This is a genomic window from Streptomyces oryzae (assembly GCF_017676365.1).
Taxonomy (GTDB): Bacteria; Actinomycetota; Actinomycetes; order Streptomycetales; family Streptomycetaceae; genus Streptomyces; species Streptomyces oryzae.
Genome location: NZ_JADKMA010000191.1, coordinates 1 through 15,161, shown reverse-complemented (window position 1 = coordinate 15,161; position 15,161 = coordinate 1). Strand labels below are relative to the sequence as shown.

The window sequence follows — 15,161 nt, the reverse complement described above, 5'->3', positions numbered from 1 at the left end:
GGGTCGGGGGCGGAGGGATCAGGCGTCGGCGCCGGCGAACAGGTCGCCGTAGCGCTTCCGCAGTTCTGCTTTCTGCACCTTGCCCATGACGTTGCGCGGCAGCGCTTCGACGATGCGCACGGCACGCGGGTGCTTGAACCGGGCGAGGTCCCCGGTGACGAAGTCGAGCAGTTCCCCGGCGCGGGGCTGCCGGCCGGGCGCCGGGACGACGACGGCCACCACGGTCTCCCCGAAGTCCGGGTGCGGGACGCCGATCACGGCGGACTCCAGCACCGTGGGGTGGGCGTCCAGCAGTTCCTCGATCTCCTTGGGATAGATGTTGTAGCCGCCGGAGATCACCAGGTCCTTGTCCCGCCCGACGATGCACAGGTAGCCGTCCTCGTCGAAGCGGCCCAGATCGCCGGTGATGAAGAACCCGTCCGCGCGGAACTCGGCGGCGGTCTTCTCGGGCAGCTGCCAGTAGCCGGTGAACACATTGGGGCCGCGGACCTCGATGCTGCCCACCTCTCCGTCCGGCAGCACCCGGCCCGTCTCGCCGTCCACCACGCGGACCTCGGTCCCGGGGAGCGGTTTGCCGACGGTGCCGGGCTTGCGCGGCCCGCCGTCGTAGGGGTTGGTGGTGTTCATCCCGGTCTCGGTCATCCCGTAGCGCTCCAGGATGGCGTGGCCGGTGCGGGCCTCGAACGCCTGGTGGTCGGCGGCGAGCAGGGGAGCTGAGCCGGAGACGAACAGCCGCATCGAGGCGCAGGACTCGGCGGTGAGCCGGTCGTTCTTCAGCAGCCGGGTGTAGAAGGTGGGCACCCCCATCAGCACCGTGGCCTCGGGGAGCAGACCGACGATCGCCTCCGCGTCGAACTTGGGCAGGTAGTGCATCGAAGCCCCCGCCGTCAGCGTCAGGTTCGCCGCGACGAAGAGCCCGTGGATGTGGAAGATCGGCAGCGCGTGGATCAGCCGGTCCTCAGCGGTGAACTGCCAGGCCTCCAGCAGCGCTTGGCAGTTGGAGGCGAGGTTGCCGTGCGAGAGCACCGCGCCCTTGGAGCGCCCGGTGGTGCCGGAGGTGTAGAGGATGGCCGCCGGATCGTCGGCCGCCGCGTCGAAGACCTCCGTGTGGCTGCCGTCGCCGTCGTGGCGCTCGCCGTGCGGGCCGTTTCCGTGCGGGCGGTCGCCGTCCAGCAGGGTGCCGTCGCCCGAGGTGCCCAGCGTCTCGACAACGAGCCCTTCCCCCTCCCGGTCCGCGTGCTCGGCCCGCCGGCCGGGGGAGCAGACCAGCACCCGGGGCCGGGCGTCTCCCAGGAAGAAGCCCGTCTCGGCGGCGGTGTAGGCGGTGTTGAGCGGCAGGAAGACCCCGCCCACCCTCAGCGTCGCCAGGTACAGCGCGATGGCCTCCGGAGACTTCTCCACCTGCATCGCGACCCGGTCGCCCGGCGCTACGCCGTCGGCGACGAGCCGGGCGGCGATGCGCTCCACGGTCTGCGCGGTCTCGCGATAGGTGATCCCCCGACCGTCGGGCAGCTCGAAGAGCGCCTTGCCCGGCCGCAGCTCCACCTGCTCGGCGAAGGACCGGTAGATGGTCGTGAAGGGTGGCATCGAGGGTGTTCCTTTCTCGTCTTCCGGGCCGGCGCTCCGGTCGTCCGGGCCGGTGGATACGCGCCGGGACGGCGCCGGGCCCCGGTCGTGTGCCGTCGCCGCGATGTCCGGGAACGCGTCCCGCAGCGGCCCGCCGAGCGCCACGGTGCGACGGCGGACGAAGTCCTCGTGCCGCCGCTCCAACTCCTCCGGCTCGTAGCGGTAGTTGATCATCGCGCCGTAGGACTGCCGCCATGCTTCCGGCGAGCTGTTCGCCGGCCAGTTCAGCTGCCAGGCGGTGGCACCGTTGCCCAGGTGGAAGCGGGCGACCGGGTCGAGGGGGGAGCCGTCGTCGCGCCGTTCGACGGCGATGTACCGGGCCAGGGCGCGGAAGAGCCGGGAACGGATCCGCTCGACGTCTCCCGGCGCCGCGCCGAGGTCGGCCGGCTGCTGCACTCCATCCAGCTCCCGTACGAGCGTCCGCAGCTCGGCGTCCTGCCCGGCGGCACCGTCCTGCCCGTCCTGCCCGTCCTGCCCGTCCTGCGCTCCCTGTTCGGCCTGCTCGGCGAGCCAGTGCCGGAAGCCCGGGATGGGGGAGAGCGTCGCGAACTGCGTCAGATGCGGCAGCTGCTCCCTCACCTGCTCGATGACCTGCTTGATGAGGAAGCTGCCGAAGGAGACACCGGCCAGCCCGTCCAGGGCGTTGTTGATCGAGTAGAGCGCTGCCGTGTCCGCCTGCGCGGGGTCGAGCGCCGGGCCCGGCTCCAGCAGCGGGGCGATACGGTCCGGCAGCCCGCGCACCAGAGCGACCTCCACGAAGATCAGCGGCACTTCTCCGGTGGCCGGGTGGAAGAACGCGTAGACCCTGCGGTCCGCGGGCTGCAGCCGGCGGCGCAGCTCGTCCCTGCTCGCCATCGGGTGGACCTTCTCGCCCTGGAGCAGACGGTCGTGCAGCTCCTGAGGCGCATCCCAGGTGACCTCCGACATGCGGAGGAAGCCGCGGTTGAACCAGGAGGTGAGCAGGTGGTGGAAGTCGTGATCGAGGGGGCGCAGCCCCGGGTCGCGGCGCATCAGCCGCCGCAGGTCGGCGCGCATGCCGACCAGTGCGAGAGTGGCGTCGGGCGCGTGGTTCAGCCGGCGGAGCAGCTGCTGGCGGGCCGGCTCGACCACGTCGAACAGCCGCACGAGCTCCTCCTGGCCCTGGGAGCCGTGGTCTCTGGCGCTCTCCCACCGGCGGAACGCGGTGCGCACCTGCTCGGCGTCGACGTCGTAGGCGCTGGTGATGTGGCTGAAGAAGGCGCGCTTGCCGTCGTCGTCCAGCTCGTCGTAGGCGGCGAGGGCCCGCGCAGCGACCGCCCGCATCGAGGCTTCGCCCACGTCGCTCATCAGGACTTCGCAGGCGACGAGCAGCTGGTCGAGCGGGGAGCCCGGAGACTCTTCGACGCGGCCGCCGCCACCGTGCCGGTGCCCGAGAGCCCGGAACAGGTCGGTCAGCAGCCAGCCGTCGTGGCGTTCCATCTCCGCTCCCCTCCATGTCATCCGCGTCATCCATGCCATCCAGGCGTTCGTGGCGTTCGTGCCGTCCACGCCGCCAGGCGTCCGGTTGCACATACATCAGAAGCTGTGATGTATATAACGCCGGAACCGTAGGACACATGAAACGGATCCGCTACCCCCTGGCGGCCGGATAATCTGAGCGTTCGGAGGTGCATATGGCTCGAATCCCGGAATCCCAGCGCGTACGGGACGCGCTCGAGAACGCCGTTGTCGACGGCCGCTACCGCCCCGGAGAGCGCCTGGACCCCGCGCAGTTGGAGCGGGAGTTCGGCTGCTCCCGGACGCCCATCCGGGAAGCCCTTCAGGCCCTGCAGCGCTCCGGATTGGTGCAGATCCGCCCGAAGCAGGGCACATACGTCACCGAGCTGAGCGTCTCCGAACTCGCCGAGCGCTTCGAAGTCATGGCCGAGCTGGAGGGAATGGCGGCACGCCTCTCCGCCCGCCGTATCGAGCGGAAGGCGCTGGACGACCTGGAGCGCGCTCTCGAGGAGTGCGAGAAACACGCGACAGCGGGCGACGCCGATCGCTACTACTACGCCAACGCCTGGTTCCACGACATCGTCTACGACTCCTGCGGCAACGACTATCTGCGACAGCAGACCCGCACGCTCAAGCGCGTCCTCCAGCCGTACCGGCGGCTGCAGTTGCGTGTACCCGACCGCATGCGGCGCTCCCTTGCCGAGCACCGGCAGATCGCCGACGCCATAGCCGACGGCGACGCCGAGACCGCCGAGAACGCGGCGCGCGACCATGTCCTCGTCCAGGTCAAGGAGTTCGGCCACCTGGTGCGGACCTGGAAGCATCTGACGGAGCCGACGGACCAGGCCGGGTGAGGTGACGCGGCGTCACCACTTGGCTCTTCAGCCCAGCTGGAGGGAGATGTTCTCGCCGCGGCACCGGACCGCCGCCTCGGCCTGGACGTTCGCGTCCCGCAGCACGCGGCCGGCCTGCTCGAGCCCCGGCTGCCAGTCCTCGAGGAGATGCAGGACGATCTCCTCCCGCCATACGCCGTCGCCGGCTGCGCGGTGGATACGGGTGGGGCCGTCCGTGACACTGCCCGTGCCGGTGCGGCGGAGGCCGGAGTTGAGCGGGTCAATCAGCGATGCGGCGGGCAGATGGTCGGGCAGAGTGAGCCGCGCGGTGTAGCTCCGCAGCGGTCTCGGCGCGGGGCCGGCGTGGTGGCGTATCAGGGTGCCGGGCTCGACGCCCAGCACAAGTTCCGTCATCGCCAGCGCCCGCATCGGGCCGGCCTCGGGCGCCAGCGCTTTCAGCACGGCCTGGTCCGTGCAGCCGCGGGCCCGCACTTCGGTCAGCAGGCGGGCGCGCTGCGCCGCGGAGGCCTCGCGTGCGAACGCCTCGGCCGCGGCGCGTACCGTCTCGTTCGCCGCCCAGGTGCGACGGCTGACCCCGGAGCACCGCAGCCGGGCCCGCTCCAGCGTCTCCGCCAGGGCCGCGAACGGGAACTCGGCGTGGTCCGGCGAGCGGAGGGAGTACAGGTCGCCGGTGGAGTAGTGCTCCCGGTCGGGGTCGTCGCCGTACCGGTCCCACCACTCCTGGGTGACCGTCTCGTCCGGTGCCTGATCCGGGTACCAGTGGCCGGAGCCCTCGGCCCGGCGCCAGCGGATGTCGAAACCGCGCTTGTCCGCATGGGCCGCGTAGGCCAGGCGCTGGTACGCGTCGAGGCCGGGCAGCCCCGAGAACGCCTCGCGCAGCAGGGGCAGGGCGGTTACCGCGTCCGCGTCGTCGCATACGGGGGCGAAGCGGCTGAGCAGCGCGAGGTGAGGGCCGGGGTGCGGGACCTCAGGGTGCGAGAGCGCGGCGGCCCGGCACAGCAGCTCGGCCTCCTGCCAGCGCAGCGCGTCGGGGTGCCACTGCGCCTGATCGTCCCAGCCGAGCTGTACCGGTTTCGCCGCACCGGGGTGGACCAGCTCCAGCGTGAGCTCGAATCCCGCGTCCACGACCTGCACGGCATGCCCGGCGTCCGCCTGATACACCTCGGCGGAGTCCTCGGAGCCGCTCTCCTCCGCGCTGTAGGATCCACCGTCCGCCCCGTCATCGGAGCCCGTCCCGCTGTATTCGTCGTAGTACCAGAAGGCCCAGAACTCCGGGTCGTCCAGCGGGAGGGCGAAGGGGAGGGAAGGGTGGCTGCGCTCCGTCATGGACGGATCATGGCACGGCCGCGCCGCGCGGCGAGCAGCGCGATGGCGCTCAGGGCGGCCAGCGGCAGGATCGGGAGCCAGGTCAGTGTGGTGGCGTCGCTGCCCTTCAGCACGGTGCCGACCAGCAGGGCCAGCACCATGTTGTTGCCCGCATGGGCCAGGCTCGCGGTCCAGATGGTGCCGCTGCGCAGGTACAGGAGCGCCAGCAGGGTCTCCTGCACGAGGAAGGAGCAGGTCCACAGGGCCAGGCCGAGCAGCGGGTCGGCGAACTCGATGTAGCCGAGGAAGGCGAGCGGGTAGTGCCAGAGCGCCCAGATCAGTCCGGTGGCGAGAACCGAACGGGACAACTGGGCCCGGTACAGCCGGGGGCGCAGATAGCTGGTCCAGCCGAACTCCTCGCCCCAGTAGACCGGCGTCAACAGCGGCACCACGGCCATCAGCACCGTCACCCCGGCCCAGCCGGGCAGGCCGGGAATCAGGCCGTCCAGCGCTGACAGCCGCACACCGGGGACGCCCAGCGCGGCGGCGAGGCCGATCGTGGCGAAGGCCAGCAACAGGGGGCACAGCCACGCGGCCAGATACCAGCGCCACTGTTCGCGCAGCCGCAGGGCCAGGCCCGCGTCCGCGAAACCCTCCCCACTGACGCGGCGGGCCACCAGCGCGCCGATCGCGGGCAAGAACGCGAACGAAAGCTGGGCGAGCGGGTTGACCAGCGACAGGCCCGCCAGCCGTACGCCGATCATGCACAGCCAGCTCGCGCCGAAGGCGATGGCGAAGAAGACCACCAGGCCCCGGGTGCGGGCGGCCCGGGTTGGGGAAGAGGGGCGCGGCAGCGCCGTCGTGGACACGGTGACGGCACTCCTTACAAAAAGCGGCAGTTGGGAGGGAGGCGGCAGGAGGGGACAGGGAGGGCAGGGGATGCGGGGGCCGTCGTCAGACCCCATGAAGTCGAGCAGCGGCAGGCCGTTGACCGTCGCGTACCAGAGGGGCAGATACACCGCTTGGAACAGTCGTCCCGTACGGCTCAGGGTGCCGAGGGCCAACGCCAGGGACGGCACGAACAGCGCGCCGGCGCACCAGGCCGCGACCCCCGGCAGATCGGCGGCGAGCAGCAGCCTGACCAGTGGGACGGCACCGGTCAGCGCTGCCACGGCCACCCCGGCCAGCCACTCCGCGAGCACTCTGCGCCGGGGCGCGGGGTAGGCGTCCAGCAGCGCGGTGACGCCGTCCGTGTGGCGCTGGGCACCGAGCCGGGACCACAACAGCACCGGCCACAGCCAGGCGGCGGGCAGCACGATCCGGGTGACGCCGGGCAGCGGCGCCAGCGTGCCCGCGACGGCCAGGGCCGCAACTCCCGGCCACCACCAGCCGTTTCCGCGCAGCAGTAGCCGCACCTCGCCCGCCAGCAGCTGCCAACCGGACCGGCCGGTCGGTACGGGCGTGCGGGGCCTGCCGGTGAAGGCCGCGGGCTGGACGGGGAGGCCGGGCAGCGTGCCGGCGACGCCACCCGGGCGCGCCCGGCCGCCTGTTGCCGGGGCGAACCGGGGGAACCAGATGGCGGGCAGCGCTGCCAGGGCGACGGCGAGCAGCAGCAGTGCCGCCCTGCTGAGCAGATAGCCGCTGCTCGGCGTGTAACCGTCCCAGTCGAAGACGCGCAGCGGCACCTCCTCGTAGGTGAAGCCGAGGCTGAAGTCGCGTACCCCGGCGGCGTTCCCGTCCTGGGCGAGCAGCGCGTCCCGCATGGACGCGACCGGCTCGTGCACACCCAGGCCGCCGAACGGCGCACCCGGTGCCATACCGCCGACGGCGACGACGAGCCAGACGAAGAACCAGGCGAGGTTTCCGACACCGCCGCGCAGCACCGGCACCGTCTCGGTCAACAGCGCGACGGCGGCCGTGAGTACCACCACCGGCAGCGTGACGACCACGAACGGGAGCAGCAGCGCCACCGGGGCGACGGCTGTCGACTCCCCTCTGGCCAACTGCATCACCAGCGCCGTGCCCGCCAGCACGCCGACCATGGAGGCGAGCACCAGCACATTGGCGAGGGCCTTCGCCACCAGGAGGCCCACGGTGTGCAGCGGGGTCGCGGCCAGCAGTTCTCCGACCCCGCTCCTCCGGTCCCGGCCCAGCGCGTCCCGTACGACGTAGAAGCCGCCCAGCGACAGCCACAGGGTGGCGGCCAGCGCGACGGCCATGCCCGTGTAGGCGCTGTTGTAGCGACCCCGGTAGTCGCCCACCCGCAGGATGACCCAGTGCGAGTCGGTGCCCGGCACCGCGAGGCAGCCCAGACCGACGGCGGCGGCCAGCACCGCGAGACAGGCCGGGCGGCGCGCCCGGTCCAGGAAGTCACCGAACGCGAGCCGGACGAGCCGTCCGGGCACAGGCGCGCCCCTCACCGGGCAGCCGCCGGGTCGACGGCCGGCTGGTTGACGGCGGCGAGGTAGACGTCCTCCAAGTCGGGGGAGACCGCCTGGGCTTCGGGTACCGGCGGCGCGGGCGCCAGCAGCCGCAGCCGTACGCCCGCGCCCGTGCGTGCCGTGCGGCCCACCAGGTGGCGGGCCTGGAGAGCGGCGGCATGTTCGGGCGGCACCGTCGTCTCCCACACCTGTCCGGCCACCGCCCGCAGCAGCTCCTCGGCCGTCCCGTGTGCCAGCATCCGGCCGCCCGCCAGTACGGCGATATGGGATGCCACCGAGGCGACATCGGAGACGATGTGGGTGGACAGCAGCACTGCACGGTCGGCCGCCAACTCGCTGAGCAGATTGCGGAACCGCACCCGCTCCTCCGGGTCGAGCCCGGCTGTCGGCTCGTCCACGATCAGTACCCGGGGGTCGCTCAGCAGACTCTGTGCGATGCCCACCCGGCGCAGCATCCCGCCCGAGTAGCCGCCCAGCGGCCGTGCGGCTGCCTGCGTGAGGTTGACCAGTTCGAGCAGTTCGCTGACCCGGGCCCGCGCTTGCCTGGCCCGGATGCCCCGGGCTGCGGCCAGGTAGGAGAGGAACTCCCGGGCCGTGAGCCGGGGATGGACACCGAAATCCTGCGGCAGGTACCCCAGCGCGGCCCTCAGCGTCTGGGGCCGGGCCACCGCGTCCATGCCGTCGAAGAGCACCCGGCCGCTGGTGGGCCTGGTGACCGTGGCGGCGATCCGCATCAGGGAGGACTTGCCGGCGCCGTTCGGCCCGAGCAGGCCGAGCAGTCCGGTGCCCAGGCGCAGGGTGATCCCGTCGACGGACCGTTTGCTGCCGCTGTGGACCTTGCTGACGTCGATCAGTTCGAGCATGCGGCCCAGCCTCGTCACCGCCGCGGTGCGCCGCCTCGCGGCTGCGAGCGATCCGGCTCCCGCGCGGGAGGGATTCCCGGCTGGCTCCCACGGGGGAGGAGGCCAGGCGGACGTTCGGTGATACTGAGTGGCGTGTGGCTGCTGATACGACCGTTGACCAGCGCGGACAGCTACCGGGGCGCCGTCTTCGCGCTGGTCGGTTTCTGCTTCGCCTGCCTGCTGACGCCGGTGGCGCTGCTGCCCGCCGTACCCGTCCACCGCGTCGCGGGCAGGGGAGCGCAGCTCACCGTCGTCCTGCTGGTTTTCGCCGTGTCGGTGCCGGCCTGCGGCTTCCTCGCCGTCTTCCGCACGGGCTGTGTCCGGATCGCCAACCGGCTGCTGCGCACGGCGCTGCCCGTACCGGGGCCTGAAGCGCCGCGCCCTGACCGTGCGGCCAGGGCGCGGGCCGCGGGCTGGCTGCTGGCGCATGTCGTGGCCGGCTGGGCGGTGACCGCGGCCGCACTGCTGCTGACGCTCACCGGGCTGCTGCTGGTGGGGAGTTGGCTGAACGGGGGCGACCGGGTGCAGGTGTTCGGCCTGCCCGTGACGGTGGCCGCAGGCTGGTCCGGCGCCTGGACGCCGCCCGCCGCAGCCGCCGCGCTGATGGCGAGCGCCTGGTGCTGCCGCGGCCTGGCCGCCGCCTTCCGTACGCTGGGGCCGGTGCTGCTGGGGCCCGGCAAGGAGGAGCGCTTCGCCGCGCTGGAAGCCCGGCTGCGCGCCATGGAGCAGCGCACCGAACTGGCGCGGGAACTGCACGACTCGATCGGGCACACCCTCACCGCCGCCACCATCCAGGCCGCGGTCGCTGCCGAGTTGATCGACGCGGATCCGCACGGCGCACGGCAGGCGCTGGCCCATATCGAGCAGTCCTCCCGCAGCGCGCTGGACGACCTCGACCATGTGCTCGGCGTGCTGCGCACCGGCGCCGCGAGCACGGTCCCCCGGCGCACCCTGGCCGATCTGTCCGGCCTGCTCGAACGGGTGCGCAGCACCGGCACAGAGGTGCACGCCGACCTGCGGGGCGACTGGGCGCGCGTGCCCGCCGCCGTCTCCCGCGAGGCGTACCGGCTGGTGCAGGAGGGCCTGACCAACGCCCTCCGCCACGCACACCAGGCGCCGGTGACCGTTCGCGTCGCCGTGGAGGACGGCCGGGGCGCAGCGGACGGCGCCGCGGGCGACTGGCTCGCCGTCGAGCTGAGCAACCCGGTCACCAGCAGCCGCGGCCTGCGCGGCCAGCGGCCCCGGCCAGGGCAGGGTCTGTCCGGGCTGACGGAGCGGGTCAGGCTGCTGCACGGGGAACTGACGGCGGGCCCCGCACCGGACGGCCGATGGCGGCTGGCCGCCCGGATACCGCTGCGGGCCGCCGCGTGACCGGGCCGGCCGGGGCGGCCGGCCCGGGGGCGCCGCGGTCGGCCGCCGGGGACGAGGCTCCGGTGACCGTGCTGATCGCGGACGACGAGGAGCTGACCCGCGCCGGACTGCGGGTGCTGCTGTCGGCCCAGCCGGACCTTTCGGTGGTGGGCGAGGCCGCCACCGGGGCCGAGGTGCTGCCCCTGGTGCGGCAACTGCGGCCCGACGTGGTCCTGATGGACGTGCGGATGCCGGAACTCGACGGCATCGAGGCGACCCGGCGGCTGCGGGCCGACCCCGCAACGCGGTCGAAGGTCCTGGTCATCACGACGTTCGAGAGCGACGACCACGTCTACGACGCGCTGCGGGCCGGCGCCGACGGCTTCGTGCTCAAGCGGTCACCGACCCGGCAACTCGCGCACGCCGTCCGGCTGGTCGCCGCGGGGGACTGTCTGCTGTTCCCCGACGCCGTACGCCGGCTGGTGTCGGCCCGCGGGCGGCCGGACGGGGTGCCCGTCCGGCCGGCGCTCACCGAGCGGGAGACGGAGATTCTGCGGCTGATGGCCGCAGGGCTCTCCAATGGGCAGATTGCCGAGCGGCTCACCGTGAGTCTGGAGACGGTCAAGACGCATGTGAGCAATGTCCTCACCAAGCTCTCCGCGCAGAACCGGACTCAGGCGGTCATCCATGCGTATGAGACGGGGATCGTCGTGCCCGGCGTTGGCCGCAACGTTTGAGGGCGCCGAGTTCGGTCTGCTCTCTCGTGGTCCGGGCAGGGGCTGCCCCTGTCTGTTTTCTGCGGGCTGCGGGCTCGTTGTCCCTGAGCGCGCAGTTCCCCGCGCCCCTTCGGGGCGCGGCCCCTTGGGACGCCGCACACCGGCCGATCGGGTGGTCTGCCCCGTTGCGGGGGCCGGGGATGGGGTCGTACGGCAATGCTCAGGTGGACATGTCCGACGAAGACCACATCCGGCAGCGGCGAGCGCGGGCCCGACGAGGGCGGCGCCCTCGTTCCCTGCTGAGTGTGCAGAGCGTGGCCGGGCAGGTGCTGCTCCTGCAACTGGTGCTGGTGGTCATCCTGGTCGCCGCCACCGTGGCGGTGCTGGTGCTGCAGGCCCGGCGGACGGGCATCGACGCGACCCGCGACGAGGTGCTGTCCGCGGGGGAGGCGTTCGCGAACGCTCCGGGGACCGCTGAGGCCCTGGACAGCCCCGACCCCACCGCGATCCTCCAGCCGCGTACCGAGGTGGCCAGGAAGCGTACCGGCGTCGACAACATCGTCGTGGCCACGACGAAGGGCATCCGGCTGACGCACCGTGACCCGCACCAGATCGGCAAGCACTACGTCGGCCCGTTCAGAAAGGCCGTGCGGGGCAAGTCCTTCACGCACATCGTCACCGATCCGCTGGGGCTGTCGGTGTACGCGGCCGTCCCGGTCTTCCGCCGCGACGGATCCGTCGCCGGCATCGTGTCCCCCGAGATCACCGTACGGAACGTCAACAAAGAGGCCGGACGGCAACTGCCGCTGCTCCTCGGCACAGCGGGCGGCGTGCTCGCCCTGGCCATCGGCGGCTCCGCGCTGGTGAGCCGGCGGCTCGGCCGGCAGACCCGGGGGCTGGGCCCGGTCGAGATGACACGGATGTACGAGCACCACGACGCGGTCCTGCACGCGGTGCGGGAGGGGGTGCTCATCGTCGACGACGACGGACGGCTGCTGCTGGTCAACGACGAGGCCCGGCGCCTGCTCGACCTGCCGCGGGACGCCGAACAGCGCGAGATCACCGGCCTCGGCCTGGCCCCCGGCATCACCGAGCTGCTGACCCAGCGGCGTCCGGTCACCGACGAGGTGCGGATGGCCGGTGACCGGCTGCTGGCCGTCAACGTGCGCCCCGTCGACCAGCCCGCCCGGGCCACCCACATCGTGGCCACCCTGCGCGACACCACCGAGCTGCAGGCGCTCGCGGGCCGGGCCGAGGTGGCACGCGAGCGGCTGCAGCTGCTGTACGAGGCGGGGGTGCGGGTCGGCACCACCCTGGATGTGGAGCGGACGGCCGAGGAGCTGGCCGAGGTCGCCGTCCCGCGGTTCGCCGACTTCGTCACCGTCGAGCTGCTGGAACCGGTGCTGCGGGGCGAGGAGGCGGGCGAGGCGAGCACCCGGATGCGGCGCGTCGCCGTACGCGGCGTCCGTGAGGGCTCTCCCCTCTATCCGGCGGGAGAGCTGTTGCCCTTCGCGCCCTCCCACCCGGTGGCCACCGGTGTCACCACCGGCCGGGCCCTGCTCGTGCCCGAGCTGGCGGCCTCCCAGGATTGGCGCGCCCAGGACCCGGAGCACGCCCGGCGCCTTCTCGACTACGGCATCCACTCCCTGCTCTCGGTGCCGTTGCAGGCGCGCGGTGTGGTGCTCGGGGTGGCCGACTTCTGGCGTGCGGACAAGGAGCCGTTCGAGGAGAGCGATCTCTCCTTCGCCCAGGAGCTGACCGCGAGGGCGGCCGTCAGCATCGACAACGCCCGCCGCTACACCCGCGAGCACGCCATGGCGATCACCTTGCAGCGCAGCCTGCTGCCCAGCGAGCTGCCCGAGCAGTCGGCGGTCGAGGTGGCATTCCGCTACCTTCCGGCCCAGGCGGGGGTGGGCGGGGACTGGTTCGACGTCATTCCGCTGCCCGGCGCCCGGGTCGCCCTGGTGGTCGGCGACGTGGTGGGCCACGGCCTGCACGCGGCGGCCACCATGGGGCGGCTGCGCACCGCCGTGCAGAACTTCTCCGCCCTCGACCTGTCCCCCGAGGAGCTGCTGGCCCACCTCGACGAACTGGTCACCCGGATCGACCAGGAGCACTCCTCCGAGGGCGACGGCGTGGCCATCACCGGCGCCACCTGTCTGTACGCGATCTACAACCCGGCCTCCGGGCAGGCCACCATGGGCCGGGCCGGTCACCCGGGCCCCGCACTGGTCCATCCAGACGGCACCGTGGCCTTCCCTGACGTCCCCGTCTCACCACCGCTCGGCCTCGGGGCCGGACTGCCCGTCGAGACCGCCGAACTGCAACTTCCCGCCGACAGCAGGCTGGTCCTCTACACCGATGGCCTCATCGAAAGCCGCGACCGCGACTTCGACGCCGGACTCGGCCTGTTGCGCGACGTCCTCGCCCACCGCGACCAGTCCCCGGAAGAGACCTGCCAGGCGGTGATCTCCGCGCTGCTGCCGGCGCGCCCCGGCGACGACATCGCCCTGCTGGTCGCCCGCACCCGTACCTTCGCCGCCGACCAGGTCGCCGACTGGGACGTACCGAGCGACACCACCGCTGTCGCCCCGGTCCGCGCCGCCTGCGTCCGCCGGCTGGAGGCCTGGGGCCTGGGCCATCTCACCTTCACCACCGAACTGATCGTCAGCGAACTGGTCACCAACGCCATCCGCTACGGCGCCGCTCCGATCGGCCTCCGGCTGCTGCACGACGTCAACAGCCTGATCTGCGAGGTCTCGGACGCCAGCAGCACCTCCCCGCATCTGCGCCGGGCGGCCACCACCGACGAGGGCGGACGCGGCCTGTACCTCGTCGCGCAGCTCGCCCAGCGCTGGGGCACCCGCTACACAGCGCGCGGCAAGGTCATCTGGACCGAACAGTACCTCCAGGAGAGCGCTGCCGAGCCGGGTGCGGAGACGGAGGAGAGCCTGCTGGAGCAGTGGGACGACGACGCGGCGCTGTGAGGGCCATGCCGCAGCGGGTGCCGCGCCCCGTTCCGCCCACCCCGTGCGGCCGCTCATTCCGTGGGGCGGGCTCATTCCGTGTGGCCGCTCGCCTCCAGCCGGCGGACCGTACGCTCCAGTTCGGCGATGCGGTCGGCGAGTTCGGGGCTTTCGGCGGTCTCCTGGTCGCGCAGCATCACCTCGAGCCTGACGAGGGACTCGGTGATCTGGGCCAGTTGCTCGGCCTCGCCGCCCTCCGCGGGCTGCCCGCCCCCGGGTCTCGGGCGTCCGGCCCCGCGGGAGTGCTCGGCGACCAGTAGTCGCCGCAACTGATCGGCCTGGACGGCGAGTTGCCGACTCTTGCGGTCCAGATCCAGGAAGACGTTGACCTTTGTACGCAGCACCCACGGGTCGATGGGCTTGGCGAGGAAGTCGGCGGCCCCGATGGCGTAGCCGCGGTAGGCGTAGTCCCGGTCCACCTCGTTGCCGGTCAGCAGGATGATGGGGACGTCCTTGGTCTGGTCGAGGCGCTTGATGTTGACCGCCGTCTCGAAGCCGTCCATGCCGGGCATCAGCACATCCAGCAGCACGAGTGCGAAGTCCTGGCGCAGCATCGCCTTCAGCGCCTCCTCGCCCGAGTGGGCGGTCACCAGGTGCTGCTCCAGGGGCCCGAGCACGGCCTGCAGGGCGACCAGGTTCTCCTCCATGTCGTCCACGATGAGAATGCTCGACCTCTCCGCCGCCGGCGTGCTCATGGCAGCCGTCCCGGCGGTTCGGTACCGGCGTCGGCGTCGCCGGCCGGCTGCGACTGCGGACCGCCGGTGGTGGTGCTGCCGCCTCTGGCCCCCGCCCGGGAGCCCGCGTCGGGCGCGCTGAGCAGGTCGTACATGGCCTGCAGCAGCTCATCGAGGTCCACCGGCTTGGCGACGTACACATCCGCGCCGCTGTTCAGCGCCTTCTCGCTGTCGCCCGACATCGCCTTGGCGGTGAGCGCGACGACGGGCAGCTGCGCGAGCCGCGGGGTGCGCCGGATGCGCTGGATCGCCTCGTAGCCGTTCATCTCGGGCATCATGATGTCCATCAGCACCAGCGACACCTCGGGTGAGCGGTCCAGCACCTCCAGACCCTCGCGGCCGTTCTCGGCGTACTTCACGGAGATCCCGACGCGGCCCAGTACGTGGGTCAGTGCGAAGACGTTGCGGATGTCGTCGTCCACGATGAGCACGGTCCTGCCCGTCAGCACCTGACCCTGCGGTCCGCCGAGCCACTGCTTCAGCTGCGTCGTCTCGGGCCAGGCGTGCTCGTGTGCCTCGTCCCGGTGGAGCGGCTCGGGGCCCGGTGGTCCTTCGGGCGCGGCAGGCTCCGGCCAGGTCGCGGCAGTGGGCTCGGCCGGTGTGGTCGGCTCGGCCGGCCCTTCGGGTGCGGCTGGTTCGGGTGCGGCCGGTTCCATTGCGGGTGGTTGCGTTGCGGGTGGTTGCGTTGCGGGTGGTTCTGCCGGAGGCGGGGGCGCCGGCGGGGGCGTAGG

The 15,161-nt window shown here is 72.5% G+C and carries 10 protein-coding genes; 4 read left to right on the top strand and 6 right to left on the bottom strand.

Annotation, left to right across the window (positions count from 1 at the left end; all coding sequences use genetic code 11):
* Positions 1-18: 18 nt before the first annotated feature.
* A complete protein-coding gene (locus ITI46_RS35155; RefSeq protein WP_247746696.1) occupies positions 19-3,084 on the bottom strand; it encodes an AMP-binding protein in 3,066 nt (1,021 codons plus the stop codon).
* A 194-nt stretch (positions 3,085-3,278) separates the two neighbouring features.
* Here ITI46_RS35155 and ITI46_RS27905 point away from each other — a divergent pair, with 194 nt between their 5' ends.
* A complete protein-coding gene (locus tag ITI46_RS27905; RefSeq protein ID WP_209242682.1) occupies positions 3,279-3,956 on the top strand; it encodes a GntR family transcriptional regulator in 678 nt (225 codons plus the stop codon).
* A gap of 27 nt (positions 3,957-3,983) precedes the next feature.
* Here the strand turns inward: ITI46_RS27905 and ITI46_RS27900 are convergent, their stop codons facing one another.
* Genes ITI46_RS27900 through ITI46_RS27890 form a run of 3 tightly spaced genes read right to left on the bottom strand, consistent with a single transcriptional unit; the run spans position 3,984 to position 8,565 of the window.
* Positions 3,984-5,282, bottom strand: a complete 1,299-nt coding sequence (locus tag ITI46_RS27900) for a hypothetical protein (protein WP_209242681.1) — start codon at positions 5,280-5,282, stop codon at positions 3,984-3,986.
* Entirely contained in the window at positions 5,279-7,666 is a 2,388-nt protein-coding gene (locus tag ITI46_RS35905; protein WP_209242680.1) for a CPBP family glutamic-type intramembrane protease, read from the bottom strand. Before ITI46_RS35905 ends, ITI46_RS27900 begins: the two co-directional genes overlap by 4 nt.
* An 11-nt stretch (positions 7,667-7,677) precedes the next feature.
* Positions 7,678-8,565, bottom strand: coding sequence for an ATP-binding cassette domain-containing protein (locus tag ITI46_RS27890; protein WP_209242679.1), 888 nt, complete (start codon positions 8,563-8,565; stop codon positions 7,678-7,680).
* Between the two features lie 132 nt (positions 8,566-8,697).
* Here ITI46_RS27890 and ITI46_RS27885 point away from each other — a divergent pair, with 132 nt between their 5' ends.
* From ITI46_RS27885 to ITI46_RS27875, 3 genes are all read left to right on the top strand, one after another.
* Positions 8,698-9,975 carry a sensor histidine kinase gene (locus tag ITI46_RS27885; RefSeq protein ID WP_307808349.1) on the top strand — a complete coding sequence of 426 codons (1,278 nt, stop codon included), beginning with the start codon at positions 8,698-8,700 and terminating at the stop codon, positions 9,973-9,975.
* Between the two features lie 62 nt (positions 9,976-10,037).
* Positions 10,038-10,691, top strand: coding sequence for a response regulator transcription factor (locus ITI46_RS27880; protein WP_307808348.1), 654 nt, complete (start codon positions 10,038-10,040; stop codon positions 10,689-10,691).
* A gap of 209 nt (positions 10,692-10,900) precedes the next feature.
* Positions 10,901-13,657 (top strand): SpoIIE family protein phosphatase/ATP-binding protein, encoded by a 2,757-nt coding sequence (locus tag ITI46_RS27875; RefSeq protein WP_209242677.1) that lies wholly within the window; start codon positions 10,901-10,903, stop codon positions 13,655-13,657.
* Positions 13,658-13,728: 71 nt separating this feature from the next.
* Here ITI46_RS27875 and ITI46_RS27870 read toward each other — a convergent pair whose 3' ends face one another.
* A complete protein-coding gene (locus ITI46_RS27870) occupies positions 13,729-14,391 on the bottom strand; it encodes a response regulator (RefSeq protein WP_209242676.1) in 663 nt (220 codons plus the stop codon).
* Positions 14,388-15,086, bottom strand: a complete 699-nt coding sequence (locus ITI46_RS27865) for a response regulator (RefSeq protein WP_372452088.1) — start codon at positions 15,084-15,086, stop codon at positions 14,388-14,390. The genes ITI46_RS27870 and ITI46_RS27865 overlap by 4 nt, the downstream gene beginning before the upstream one ends.
* Between the last annotated feature and the right edge of the window lie 75 nt (positions 15,087-15,161).